We start from the raw sequence: 13425 nt of genomic DNA on the forward strand, positions 1-13425 counted from the left end.
AGGCCGCGTATTCTACATCGTAGCGCCACCTTGTCAACCGTTTATTTTTCGATGTTTTCCGTCTCCGGAAAGCGCCGAAAAATGACCCGGCTTACTGCTTGTTTCGAGGCGCGCATTCTACAGTGAATCGCTTGCCTGTCAACTGCTTTCTGAAGAATTTTGAAACTCATTTTCTTCAGCGCTTTCAAACAGTTATCTTTCGATTCCTCAGCCGCCTCAGCGGTGCTCCCCTCGAAAGAGATGCGCATTCTACAGACCTGCCCGAGGGTGTCAACGGCGATTCTGAAAAAAACTCAAAATCGCCCCAAATCGATCAGACAGTAATCAGAACCCGGGCGATCTTCTTCTTGCCAGCCTGGATTACGCAATCATCGCCTTCCACAAACATCCGATCGCCTTCGAATTTCTGACCATCGACAAATACCGCACCACGCCCCAGGACATCCCGGGCTGCCGCGCCGTTCTTGACCAAACCCGCCAGGCGAAGCACCGCCGCCATCGGAATCTCGGACTGACCCTCTAAAGGCACTTCGACAGTCGGCACATTGTCCGGGATCTCGCCGAGCGCCACTCGGTTACCGGCGGACTTGTGGGCAGTGCGAGCTGCCTCCTCATCGTGGAACCGGGCAATAATCTCTTCCGCCAGCAACTTCTTATAGTCCTGCGGGTTAGCACCATCGGCGACAGCCTTACGGAACTCCTCCACCTCTGCAAGCGGCCGGAAGCTCAACAGCTCGAAGTAACGCCATAGAAGATCATCCGGCATGGAAAGCAACTTGGTGTACATCTCACCTGGCGAGTCATTCACGCCCACATAATTGCCCAGAGACTTGGACATCTTCTGAACACCGTCGAGCCCCTCCAAAATCGGCATGGTAAGGATCACCTGGGGCGATTGACCGTAGTGCTTTTGGAGAATTCGCCCCATCAGAAGATTGAACTTCTGGTCGGTCCCGCCCAGCTCAACATCGGCCTCCATGGCGACAGAGTCATACCCCTGAACCAACGGGTAAAGGAACTCGTGAATCGCAATCGCCTGCTCGGCGCGGTAGCGCTTGGTGAAGTCATCCCGCTCCAGCATTCGCGCAACGGTGTATTGCCCGGCAAGCTTGATCATATCGGCGGCGCTCATCTTACCCATCCAGTCGGAATTGAACATGACGCGCGTTTTCGCGGGATCAAGAATCTTGAACACCTGCTCTTTATAGCTGACCGCGTTCTCGGCGACCTGCTGCTCTGTTAGAGGAGGACGCGTGGCGCTTTTCCCGGTGGGGTCACCGATCATTCCGGTGAAATCTCCAATCAGAAACATCACCTCGTGACCAAGATCCTGAAACTGCCGCAGCTTGTTAATAAGAACGGTGTGCCCAAGATGAAGGTCCGGCGCAGTGGGGTCGAAACCCGCCTTAATCCGCAGCGGACGACCTTCCTTCAATTTTTCGATGAGCTCATCTTCCGGAATGAGTTCGTCTACGCCTCGCTTGATTATCGCCAACGCTTCATCAATGGATGCCATGAACAACACGTCCCCGCTTTGATCTTGGAAAGATTCTGTCAGTTACAGAGTTCAACAAAAGAAATCTGTGAGTTACCTGTTCCCCTGCTACTATATGCTGACCAGATTTTGGCCAACACCGACTTTGCAGGGCGGCGTATTATAACAACGCTGTCAAAAGAAATCCGGAGGATGGAGCAGCAACCGTAATGTTCCACGCTGTCCCGCATGCATTTTATACGGTAATCTGTTGGACTATACTTGAACAACAGCTTTAATTAGGTAGTACAAGCTGCCGTAATACCGATTAAAACGGGTGCGATACGTGCTGAAAATGTTTCCTAAAACTCACATTACCATTGCTGCCGCGGCTACCGTTGTTGTTACCGCTGCCATTCTCATGAGCCCCAGCAGCAACGTTGAAGCCAAACGGATGTCCTATGCCCTGGATCTGGAGCAAGGCACCGTTTCCGAAACCGGCGCAGCGCCTGAGCAAGCAATGCCGACAGAGGCTCCCGTTGCGGACACCCAGCCGAAAGCGCCTGAATCCGATGTCCTGACAGAGGCTACGCAGCAGGCAAGCGTTTCCGCTCCCGAGCAACCTGTCGCTCCGAAGTTGCCGGAAATTGAATGGCAAACCTTCGCGATCAAGTCTGGTGACACGCTGTCCTCCCTGTTCAAGAAAGCTGGCTTTAACGACGGCATCATGCTTTCGGTTATTCATGGCGACGGAGAGGCCGAAAAACTCCAGCGCCTGTACGCCGGCGAAACCATTCGTTTTGCGACAACCGAAGACGGTGGGCTTGCTGCCATCGACTTGCAGAGAAACCGCCTGGAAACCCTGAAGATTACCAAAGAAGGCGAAAGCTTTACCGGCGAAACCGAAGTTCGCAAACCGGAAGCGCGGCCAGCCTTTGCATCAGGCACCATTGACGGCTCCCTCTATCTGGCTGCGCGCGAAGCGGGCCTCAACGACAGCCTGACCATGGAGCTGGCAGGCATCTTCGGCTGGGATATCGACTTTGTCTACGACGTCCGGAAGGGCGACCAGTTCGAAGTGGTTTACGAAGAACTCTACCTAGACGGCGAAAAGTTCGACACCGGCCGGATCCTGTCTGCACGATTCGTTAACCGCGGCGAAGAAAACCTCGCACTGCTTTATACCGACAGCAATGGCGACAGCGATTACTACGCTCCCGATGGCAAAAGCATGCGCAAGGCATTCCTGCGAACCCCCATCAATGCCCGGATTTCTTCTCCGTTCAACCTTCAGCGCCGCCATCCCGTTCTGGACGTAGTACGTCCGCATGAAGGCACCGATTACGCAGCGCCTCCCGGAACTCCCATCAAGGCGGCAGGTTCCGGTCGGGTGAAATTCGCAGGCTGGAAAGGTGGTTACGGACGAACTGTCATCCTCCAGCACGGCGACAACATCACCACGCTGTATGCACACATGAGCCGCCTGGGTAAAGGCATCAAGAATGGCACCCGAGTCAAGCAGGGCCAAACCATCGGGCATGTTGGTTCATCGGGCATGGTAACCGGACCTCACCTGCACTATGAGTTCAGGCTGAACGGGTCGCCGCGCAACTCCCGCACGGTCAAGTTGCCGGACGCCAAGCCCATTCCGTCTTCCGAGATGGCCCGATTCAAGCAATTCACCGAACAGCGAATCGCGCAGTTTGACGTGTTCCGCGAGAGCTATCAGCAACTCGCACTGGCTTCAGACGACTGAGAAACAAATGGAAGCCTGGATTGGGTTGATGTCGGGCACCAGCATGGATGGCATTGATGCCGTGCTGGTGTCTTTCCAGAACAACACCGTACATATCCACGCCTCGCACACGACTCCCTACCCCGATCAAATTCGCCACCGGCTGCTGGCCGCCAGCCAGAATCACGCCGCGCCTGACGAAATCGGTGAACTGGATACCCTGGTCGGCACCCTGTTTGCCCAGGCGGCGAACGACGTTATTCAAACGTCCGGCTTTGACCGGGCGACAATTCGCGCCATAGGCAGCCACGGACAAACGCTTCGTCACCAGCCTTCCGGCACAGCACCCTTCTCGATCCAGATTGGCAATCCTTCCGTGGTATCCGAAGTCAACAACATTACGACGGTCGCAGATTTCCGGAGACGGGATATGGCCGCTGGGGGCCAGGGAGCGCCGCTGGTTCCAGCCTTCCACAAGGCATTTTTCAGCTCGGAGACAGAGAACCGCTGTATTCTTAATCTCGGCGGCATTGCCAATATCACCTGGCTCCCGGCCAGCACCACCGCGCCTGCAACCGGTTTCGACACCGGCCCGGCCAATGCACTGATGGATGCCTGGTGCCTGGACCAGACCGGGCTTCCGTTTGACAGCGACGGCCATTGGGCGCGCGAGGGATCGGTTAACGAGGAGCTTCTCGAGGACATGCTTTCCGATGCCTACTTCTCGAAGGCACCCCCGAAAAGCACGGGGAAAGAGCGGTTCAATCTTGACTGGGTCAAAACACTGGTAGGTCGCCACCCTGAGATTCCGACCGAGGACATTCAGAGGACCTTGCTGCAGCTGACCGTCAACAGCGTTGTTAACCAGCTGCCTGAAACCAAGGATGTTCGGATCTACGTATGTGGCGGCGGGGCGCGAAATCCACTCCTGATGGAAGAGCTCGGCAAGGCTCTGCCGGAGGCCAGCCTGTCACTGACCTCGGAACTGGGGGTCGACCCTCAAATGGTGGAGCCTGTGGCGTTTGCCTGGCTGGCAAAACAGGCTTTCGAAGGTAAGCCGGGAAACCTTCCTGACGTAACCGGCGCGGCCGGCCCTCGCATTCTGGGTGCTATCTACCCGGCCTGAAATCTTTTCGGATCAGAGATCAGATAGAGAAGGAACTGCCACACCCGCAGGTGGAACTTGCATTGGGGTTCTGGACCACGAACTGTGAGCCCTGCAGGCCTTCCTGATAATCAATCGTAGCGCCCACCAGATACTGGTAACTCATCGGATCCACCAGAAGAGAAACGCCATCACGCTCGATCACGGTGTCCTCCTCATCCTGGCTTTCATCAAACGAGAAGCCGTACTGAAATCCGGAGCAGCCCCCGCCCGTCACAAAGACGCGGAGTTTGAGTTCGGGATTTTCTTCTTCCTCGATCAACTCACGTACTTTGGCAACGGCACTGTCACTGAAGAACAGCGGTGTAGCTATTTGTTGCTGAACTGCGCTCAAGTTCGCCTCCGGATTATCGTGAACAACTCAGGCGATTATGGTATTCCTGACTAAAACAATCAACTATTCGGACTTTCCACCATCCTCCGACACCTCGGACTCCGGAGTCTGATCACCGGCAGAAGCCTGTTTTTGAACGGATCCGGCAGCTTTTGCATCCTGGGAAAGCAGCCCGACAGGCTCCCGCTGGTGCACCAGATTGCCGTTTACCGAGGCACCCATCGCCATTTCGATCAGGTTGTAGTAAACGCTGCCATTAATAGAGGCTTTTTCCGCCAGTTCAAGATGTGCCGATGCGTAAACATCACCGTTCACAGTACCGTTAATAATGACGTGAGGCGCGTTGATATCGCCGGTCACTTCGCCAACTTCTGAAATCCTCAGTACCGCGTCGGTGCCCTCATCGGCAACGACCTTGCCACGAATCCGGCCATCCACGTGAAGCCCACCGCTGAAATGCACATCGCCTTCAACCGTCGTACGGGAAGAGATCAGGGTGTCAAAATGGCCCGTGGGCCGGCGCGGCTTCTGCTTTTTCTTGCCAAGCATGTCAGTTCTCCGTTAAATCGTCCCAGTTAAAGGTGCGCTCGGCTTGCGAGGATTTTTTTCCCTCTGCCTGGGCAACCACCTGGATCTCAAGCGGTTCAAATTGTTCCGGCAGTTTCAGGGAGCCTTCGACATCCTGAAAGTACCGGAAACGGAATTTCACACCGAGATCGGCTATGTCCTCCGAGAGATCACGCAAGGCGATGACCTCTTTTTCCTCATCCCGCAAACCAATGACATTGACTGCCACCACACCGGAAATGTAGCTCTTGTTGTTGCCGACCTGGGTCAGCACCAACTTGAAGTCATAACTGTCCTGATTGCGAGCCCGAACCAGTGAAAAGCTGTCTACCTGAAGCCCCTTGCTGGTTTCCGACGGAGCCATGATGTTTTTATAGAAAGTCAGGTCCGATTGCAGTGACACAATGCGGGTTTCCAGATCCACAATGGTTTTTCGCGCCTGGTTCAGGGCCTGCTCGTCAATCGCCTGCCCACGCTCAAGGTTGATAAGCTGCTGCCGGGCCTTGCGATAATCATCCCGGAGCTTCTCGACCTCGTTTTCCAGCACCTGGTTCGACTCCTCGGCACTGGAAAAACGGAACCCGCCCTGGGCGAGCCCAGCGGCATACCCCACGACCGCAGCTACCACGGTAAAAACCAGAAGGATGGTGGTTCTGCGCAGGCGATAACCCGGTCGATGCCGGATGACCACATACTCTTCAGCCGGCTTTCGCTGTTCGCTCACAATCTTCCCTTGGGTATCAAGGCAAAAGCGCCGGGGCCTCAAGCCCCATGGTTTCTTTCAGGCCAAACATGATGTTCATATTCTGGACCGCCTGCCCGGCTGCACCTTTAACCAGGTTATCAATGACGGAAGAAACAATAACAACGTTGCTCTGTTCCTGCCTGTGCAGTGCCATGCGACACTGGTTCGCCCCACGCACGCTCCGGGTTTCCGGATGGCTGCCGAAAGGCATCACATCGACAAAAGGCTCGTCATCAAAACGCTGCTCGAACAAGGCCTGGAGCCGATCAAAGTCCGCCGGATTCTTCAGCTCGGCGTAGAGCGTCGCCTCGATGCCGCGGATCATCGGAATCAGGTGGGGCACGAACGTCACACCCACATCCCCGCCAGCAGCACCGCACAAACCCTGGCGGATTTCGGGCAGATGACGGTGCCCCGAGGCGCCGTAGGCCTTGAAGCTTTCACCGATCTCCCCGTGGAGCATGCCGATCTTGCCCTGCCTGCCCGCGCCGCTGGCGCCGGATTTGGCGTCGGCGATCAGGCGCTTTGGATCCACCAGTCCCTGCTCCAGCAACGGGAGGAATCCCAGCTGAACTGCAGTCGGATAGCAACCCGGATTAGCCACCAGTTGAGCAGTGCGGATTTCATCGCGCACCACTTCCGGCAAACCGTAAACCGCCTTCTCCGCCCACTCCGGGCTCTCATGGGCCATACCATACCAGTTGGCCCAGACATCCAGATCTTTAAGACGGAAATCGGCGGACAGATCCACTACACGTACGCCGGCGGACATCAGTTCCGGCACCATCCTCATGGCCACGCCATGGGGCGTGGCGAAGAACACCAGATCGCAGGCCCCAAGCACATTGACGTCCGGCTCTGAGAACGCGAGGTCGTAATGGCCTCGCAAATTGGGGTACATCTCCGCAACCGGCATACCCGCCTCGGAACGGGAGGTAATGCAACTGACCGAAACTTCAGGGTGAACCGCAAGAATTCTCAGCAGTTCCACACCGGTGTAGCCGGTGCCACCAACGATGCCTACTTTAATCACCATTTTCTCCAGCGACGTCGTATCAGAATTAAGAGCTTTAACGCCGTAGTCTACCATGATAAACCAATGACTTATTGCAGCCCTCAGGGCGACCGTTACAATGTTGTCAGAATCCTTCTGGCAGTCCATTCAAATCCACCGGAACTCTGGCCTCATGCAGAAAATCTGGCACCAGATTACCGAGCATCTGATTCCTGTTTTCCGGCGCCGACTCTCCGGTGTTGATGCTTTGCCGCAACTGGCGGTGCTTGGCCTGCTGTCCGGTTTGATAACCGGGGGCGTGATCCTGGTTTTTCGGCTGGCTATCGAATGGCCGCTCGAGCATTTCCTGCCCGGGGATGGCTCCGAATCCTTCGAACAACTGGACCTGATTACCCGCGGGCTCCTGCCCCTGGCTGGCGCCCTCGGTCTGGGGCTGCTGATGCATCGTCTGGCCACCCATGACCGCAAGGTCGGGATTGTGCATGTGATGGAGCGCCTGAACTACCACCAGGGCTACATTTCCATGCGCAGCGCGATCGTGCAGTTCATCTCGGGCGTTGCCACCGTGGTCAGTGGTCAGTCGGCGGGTCGTGAGGGGCCTGCCGTGCACCTGGGAGCGGCTTTTTCCAGCCTGATGGGCCAGTGGATGCGGCTTCCGAACAACAGCATCCGGACACTGGTGGCCTGCGGTTGTGCGGCCGCCATTTCAGCCTCTTTCAACACGCCGATCTCCGGCGTCATCTTCGCCATGGAAGTGGTGATGATGGAATACACCATTGCGGGTTTTACACCGATTATCCTGGCCTCTGTCAGCGCTGCCATCGTTACTCAGGCGGTCTATGGCACAGAGCCGGCCTTTAACGTGCCGGCGCTGACCATGAACTCGCTAACGGAAATCCCCTGGATACTCGCCATAGCGGTGATTATCGGCATTTCGGCCGCGCTGTTTATCCAGCTGGTTGACACTATGGGCAAGCATCACCACCGCCCAGTGCTGTTGCGCATCACGTTTGCGGGTCTTCTGATGGTGCCATTTGCCATTTTTATTCCGGAAACCATGGGTATCGGTTACGACACCGTCAACGAAACCATTAACGGCGAACTCGGGTTCTGGCTCCTGCTCGGAGCCGGGGCCGCCAAACTGGTGATTACATCGCTCTCCATCGGGCTGGGCATGCCAAGTGGCGTGATCGGCCCCACCCTGTTTATGGGGGCAACCCTGGGCGGCGCCATGGGGCTGATTGGCGCCCAGATCATGCCGGAGCAGGCTTCCTCTGTTGGCTTCTACGCCATGCTCGGCATGGGAGCCATGATGGGCGCCGTACTGCAGGCGCCACTCGCCGCCCTGATGGCATTGATGGAGCTCACGCGTAACCCCAACATCATCCTCCCGGGCATGCTGATCATCACCACCTCGAGCCTGGTGACCAGCGAGGCGTTCGGAAAGAGGTCACTGTTCCTGACCATTCTCAAGAACCAGGGGCTTAGCTATCAGAATTCCCCGGTGATTCAGGCGCTGCGGCGGGTATCGGTTGGCGCAATCATGGATCGCAGTATATTGCGCACCGAACGGCACCTGACAGTAGAAGAAGCGCGGAAAGTACTGAAATCCGAGCCGAAGTGGCTGGTGGTTGAGGGCAGCAGCGGGCCGACCGCCCTGTTGCCGGCGGTGGATCTCGCCCGATATCTGGAGGACACCGAAAAGCTGGTGTCCGAGGAAGAGATCGAACCGCCCGAGTCCATTGACCTGATGGACATACCTGCGAACCGTCGCGACGTGGCCCCCGTGCAATATCAGGCCACCCTCGAGGAGGCATTAAACGAGTTCGATGCAACCAATGCCGAGGCCCTTTACGTACAACGTCACGTCGCGCCAATGATCCAGCGGGTATACGGCGTGGTGCTGAAAGCCGATATCGAGAGTTACTACCAATACCGACGGAGCTGACGAATGCTGTGGGTGAAAGCCTTCCATATTATTTCACTAGTGTGCTGGTTCGCCGGCATTTTCTATCTGCCCAGACTGTTCGTCTACCACGCGGCCTGCGAGGACGAGCCCGGTCGTGAGCGCTTCAAGATCATGGAACGCAAGCTTTACCGGGGCATTACCACCCCTTCAATGGTCGCCACCGTCGTCTTCGGTGTCTGGCTGATCAGTTACAATGCCTCCGGCTATTTCAGCCAGGGCTGGATGCATGCCAAGCTGTTTCTGGTGGCCATTCTGATCGTTTACCATTTCTATTGCGGGCACCTTGTAAAGGTCTTCCGGGACGACCAGAACACTAGAAGCCACGTGTTCTACCGATGGTTCAACGAACTGCCGGTGCTGATTCTTCTGGCCGTTGTTATCCTGGCTGTTGTCAAACCGTTTTGAGGAGCTGAGTCATCAAACGCTACACCCGACCACAGGTTCTGATTCTTTCCGGCCTTGATCCGTCCGGCGGCGCGGGCATTCAGGCCGACATCCAGGCCGTCACCTCCCTTGGCTGCCATCCCTTGCCGGTTCTTACCTGCCTCACCGTGCAGGACACCCGTAACGTGTATGGCGCCGAGCCCGTATCGGCAGACCTGATCCGAAAACAACTCCAGTGTCTCGCCGATGATTCCCCGATTCATGCCATCAAAACCGGTGCCCTGGGCAATGCTGCGTTGGTGGATGTGCTCGTGGATTTCATCCGTGAACATCCGGGCATTCCCGTGATTACCGACCCGGTGATCAAAGCCGCAGGGGGCGGTGATCTAGCCGACGACGAACTGGTCAGCGCGATGAAGGAGAAGCTCTTTCCCGTGGCCGAAATGATCACGCCCAATGGCGTCGAACTGGCCATGCTCGGCAACAGTGAAGACGCCGATCAGGCCGCCGACAATCTGCTGAAGGGCGGCTGCGAATCCGTGCTGGCCACTGGTGGACACGGCACCGGCATTCACATTATCAACACGCTCTATAACCACGCCCCGGAGCCCATGCGCTGGGAAATTGAACGAATCGGTGGTGAGTACCATGGCACCGGCTGCACCCTGGCAGCGGCCATTTCTGCCGGCAGAGCCTCCGGGCTGTCGCCCCGAGCCGCCATTTCCCAGGCCCAGAACTACGTTCATCGCGCCATACTCCACGCTCTGGAAGTCGGTAAAGGCCAGCCGGTGCCGGATCGAGGTATTCTGTGGGAGCGATGAGTAAAGGGCTGCGCCCGGGGCTCTACGCCATTACCGACAGCGTACTGACACCACCCGAAACACTGATCGAATCGGTTGAGGCTGCGCTTCGGGGCGGCGCGGTCATGGTACAATATCGCGAAAAGAGCGCGCCGATGGCTGAACGGATTTCCCAGGCGGTCAGTTTGCAGGCTGTATGCCGAAATGCGGGCGTTCCGTTGCTGATCAACGACGATCCTGATCTCGCGAAACGGGTCGGGGCTGCCGGGGTACACATGGGTCAGACGGACGGCTCAGTGGCAGCGGCCCGCCGCCTTCTCGGTGATGAGGCCATAATCGGCATAACCTGTCACGCCGATCTCGCACTTGCACAGGCTGCTCTGGGGGCGGGCGCGGACTATCTGGCGTTCGGGCGATTTTATACGTCGTCGACCAAACCCGGCGCCCCGGCAGCGCCTCCCGGTGTGCTGACCGACGCAAAGCGTTTCGGCCTCCCGATCACCGCCATCGGCGGGGTAACCACAGACAACGGCGAACCTCTTATCCGTGCCGGGGCCGACATGCTCGCCGTGGTAGGCGGCCTTTTTGGCGGCGACACACATGACATTGAGATGCGAGCCAAAGCGTTCGAGCGCCTGTTCGCAAGCCATCATCCACTTTTTCACTTCCGGAATAACAGGAGCCCAGATCCATGACGCACTCCGAAACCCTGTTCGAGCAGGCCCAGAAATACATCCCCGGTGGCGTGAATTCTCCGGTCCGGGCCTTTCGAGGCGTTGGCGGCACGCCGATTTTCTTCAAGCACGCCCAGGGCGCCTATCTTTATGACGAAGACGATCAGCGCTACATCGATTACATCGGCTCCTGGGGCCCCATGATTCTTGGCCACGGTGACCAACGCATCAAAGACGCCCTGCATGCGCAGGTTGATCTGGGCGTTGGCTATGGTGCGCCGACCGCCCTCGAAACCGAGATGGCCAAGAAGGTGTGCGAACTCGTGCCATCCATCGAACTGGTCCGCATGGTGAATTCAGGTACCGAGGCCACCATGAGCACTGTCCGCCTGGCGAGGGGCTACACCGGTCGCGACAAGATCGTGAAGTTCGAGGGCTGCTACCACGGCCACGTGGATTCACTGTTGGTCAAAGCAGGCTCCGGCGCCCTCACCCTGGGCGTGCCGAATTCCCCGGGCATCCCCGCCAGCCTGGCTGAGCACACCATCACGCTGACCTACAACGACATGGACAGCGTTCGCGAATGCTTCCGGGAGATGGGCGACCAGATCGCCGCGATTATCGTAGAGCCGGTCGCTGGCAATATGAACTGCATTCCACCGGTCCCCGGCTTCCTCGAGGGGTTGCGGGAAGTGTGCGACGAGCACGGCACCGTGCTGATCTTCGACGAAGTAATGACCGGGTTCCGGGTTTCCCTTGGCGGCGCGCAGGGGCTGTATGGCGTAACCCCGGACCTCACCGCACTGGGCAAGGTGATTGGTGGCGGACTTCCGGTCGGCGCCTTTGGCGGCAAACGGGAAATCATGGAACACATCTCACCATTGGGACCGGTTTACCAGGCAGGCACCCTGAGCGGTAACCCCCTGGCCATGTGCGCCGGCCTGGCGACACTGAACGCAATCTCCGAGCCCGGTTTCCACGATCGGCTGACCGAGAAAACCAATGCCGTTCGCGACGGCCTGAAAGAAGCCGCTGACGCCACTGGCATCCCGTTGACGGTCCAGAGTGCCGGGGCCATGTTCGGATTCTTCTTCACCGAGGAAAGCTCTGTTACCCGCTTTGACCAGGTGATGGGCTGTGATGTCGAACGCTTCAAGAAGTTCTTCCAGGGCATGCTTAAAGAAGGCGTATATCTGGCACCATCCGCCTTTGAGGCTGGCTTTACGACAGCGGCACTGTCCGAACAGGACATCGCCGATACGGTAGCGGCGGCCAAAAAGGTCATGGCCACGCTCTGATATTTCCGCTGTCCCCATCGCTGCCCCGCAGGTCGGAACATGTCCTGCGGGGCCACCGATGTGATGAGCATCACAGTTCCACGGCGAACACCCCTGCCTGGCCTCTTGTGCCGTTGACTTACCATCCCGCCTGATCAAATGTTGATCTAATCTCTACCGAGATGCTCTGACGGCACCAATCTAACAAAGACAAAAATCAAGTCAGCGCACGGAAGCACTCGGTCTGCCTACAGGCAGATGCAGTACGAGCAGGAAGTCTCTGGAGCAACCCGTTAGGTTGAGCCGCAGTTTGAATAACAAACACAACATCAAACTGTAGGAACGACAATGAAACTCTGGATCCAAGCAATGGCCCTGGCCCTGACTGTGGCCTGGTCGGCCCCCTCCGCCGCCTGGTGGTGGGACTCTACCCCTTCAAACTATACGGATACTCGCTACCCGGTTGTGCTGGTGCATGGCATGTTCGGCTTTGATTCGATTGCCGGCGTGGACTACTGGTACGGCGTCGCCGAGGATCTCCGCAAATACGGCGCTGATGTCTACACCACTCAGGTGCCCGCCCTGGACAGCACCATTGCTCGCGGTGAAGCGCTTCTGCCGCAGGTACAGGCCATCGCCGCCGTGCACGGCAAGGTCAATCTGATTGGCCACAGCCACGGGGGCCCCACGGCCCGTTACATCGCCAGGGTGCGGCCGGATCTGGTCGCCTCAGTGACGTCCGTCGGCTCGCCCCATAAAGGCTCGCCGGTCGCCGACCTTATCTACGGATCCCCTGCCGAAAGCCTGGCGGCCAGTCTGGGAAATGCATTGGGTGGGCTTATCGATCTGCTGTCCGGTGGCGGTTATAACCAGGACCTGCGGTCAAGCCTGGAATCCCTCACCACCCAGGGCAGCGCCGAATTCAACAGCTTTGCCCCTGCCGGGATTCCAACCACCTCTTGCGGCGAAGGCGCCTACTCGGCAAATGGTGTCCGCTTCTACTCCTGGGGTGGCACCGGTGTTCTGACCAACGTACTGGATCCATCCGACGCGTTGTTGGGCACCACCAGCCTCGCCTTCGGCTTCAGCCAGAACGACGGTCTGGTAGGCCGCTGCAGCAGCCGGTTTGGCAAGGTTATCCGGGATAATTACTTCATGAACCATCTGGATGAAGTGAATCAGGCGTTGGGCCTGCACAGCCTCTTCGAAACTGATCCAAAAGCGGTTTTCAAGCAACACGCCAACCGCCTGAGAAACGCAGGACTGTAACGGGTAGCCCGCCTTCT

At 57.6% G+C, this 13425-nt stretch carries 13 protein-coding genes; 8 read left to right on the top strand and 5 right to left on the bottom strand.

Annotated elements, in window-relative coordinates:
• Positions 1-313 precede the first annotated feature (313 nt).
• Complete coding sequence (tyrS, locus tag B2W52_RS06495; protein WP_008173142.1) at positions 314-1516, bottom strand: tyrosine--tRNA ligase; 1203 nt, start codon at positions 1514-1516, stop codon at positions 314-316.
• Positions 1517-1820: 304 nt separating this feature from the next.
• On the opposite strand from tyrS, the gene B2W52_RS06500 reads away from it, so the two are divergent.
• Together B2W52_RS06500 and B2W52_RS06505 are read left to right on the top strand one after the other, a co-directional pair.
• Complete coding sequence (locus B2W52_RS06500) at positions 1821-3230, top strand: OapA family protein (RefSeq protein ID WP_008173144.1); 1410 nt, start codon at positions 1821-1823, stop codon at positions 3228-3230.
• A gap of 7 nt (positions 3231-3237) precedes the next feature.
• The gene (locus B2W52_RS06505) at positions 3238-4335 is read left to right on the top strand and encodes an anhydro-N-acetylmuramic acid kinase (RefSeq protein WP_008173145.1); all 1098 of its coding nucleotides are present in this window, start codon (positions 3238-3240) and stop codon (positions 4333-4335) included.
• A gap of 19 nt (positions 4336-4354) precedes the next feature.
• Here B2W52_RS06505 and erpA read toward each other — a convergent pair whose 3' ends face one another.
• From erpA to argC, 4 genes are all read right to left on the bottom strand, one after another.
• Positions 4355-4708 (bottom strand): iron-sulfur cluster insertion protein ErpA, encoded by a 354-nt coding sequence (erpA, locus tag B2W52_RS06510; protein ID WP_008173146.1) that lies wholly within the window; start codon positions 4706-4708, stop codon positions 4355-4357.
• A gap of 63 nt (positions 4709-4771) precedes the next feature.
• Positions 4772-5257: a bactofilin family protein gene (locus tag B2W52_RS06515; RefSeq protein WP_273018583.1), complete on the bottom strand. Its 486-nt coding sequence runs from the start codon at positions 5255-5257 to the stop codon at positions 4772-4774.
• 1 nt (position 5258) lies between these two features.
• Complete coding sequence (locus tag B2W52_RS06520) at positions 5259-5999, bottom strand: DUF6776 family protein (protein ID WP_008173149.1); 741 nt, start codon at positions 5997-5999, stop codon at positions 5259-5261.
• A gap of 16 nt (positions 6000-6015) precedes the next feature.
• Positions 6016-7053 (bottom strand): N-acetyl-gamma-glutamyl-phosphate reductase, encoded by a 1038-nt coding sequence (gene argC / locus B2W52_RS06525; protein WP_273070311.1) that lies wholly within the window; start codon positions 7051-7053, stop codon positions 6016-6018.
• 154 nt (positions 7054-7207) lie between these two features.
• On the opposite strand from argC, the gene B2W52_RS06530 reads away from it, so the two are divergent.
• The 6 genes from B2W52_RS06530 (at position 7208) to B2W52_RS06555 (ending at position 13408) form a co-directional block, all read left to right on the top strand.
• Positions 7208-8983, top strand: a complete 1776-nt coding sequence (locus tag B2W52_RS06530) for a chloride channel protein (RefSeq protein ID WP_014575938.1) — start codon at positions 7208-7210, stop codon at positions 8981-8983.
• Between the two features lie 3 nt (positions 8984-8986).
• A complete protein-coding gene (gene hemJ / locus B2W52_RS06535) occupies positions 8987-9409 on the top strand; it encodes a protoporphyrinogen oxidase HemJ (RefSeq protein WP_273070301.1) in 423 nt (140 codons plus the stop codon).
• A gap of 41 nt (positions 9410-9450) precedes the next feature.
• Positions 9451-10209 (top strand): bifunctional hydroxymethylpyrimidine kinase/phosphomethylpyrimidine kinase, encoded by a 759-nt coding sequence (gene thiD / locus B2W52_RS06540; protein ID WP_273070309.1) that lies wholly within the window; start codon positions 9451-9453, stop codon positions 10207-10209.
• Positions 10206-10883 (top strand): thiamine phosphate synthase, encoded by a 678-nt coding sequence (gene thiE / locus B2W52_RS06545; protein WP_273070300.1) that lies wholly within the window; start codon positions 10206-10208, stop codon positions 10881-10883. Before thiD ends, thiE begins: the two co-directional genes overlap by 4 nt.
• Complete coding sequence (gene hemL / locus B2W52_RS06550; RefSeq protein WP_273070298.1) at positions 10880-12160, top strand: glutamate-1-semialdehyde 2,1-aminomutase; 1281 nt, start codon at positions 10880-10882, stop codon at positions 12158-12160. Before thiE ends, hemL begins: the two co-directional genes overlap by 4 nt.
• A gap of 327 nt (positions 12161-12487) precedes the next feature.
• On the top strand, positions 12488-13408 hold the full coding sequence (locus tag B2W52_RS06555) for a lipase family alpha/beta hydrolase (protein WP_273070297.1): 921 nt from the start codon (positions 12488-12490) through the stop codon (positions 13406-13408).
• Positions 13409-13425 lie beyond the last annotated feature (17 nt).

The organism is Marinobacter sp. UBA2498, assembly GCF_002341575.1.
GTDB classification, from domain to species: Bacteria; Pseudomonadota; Gammaproteobacteria; order Pseudomonadales; family Oleiphilaceae; genus Marinobacter; species Marinobacter manganoxydans.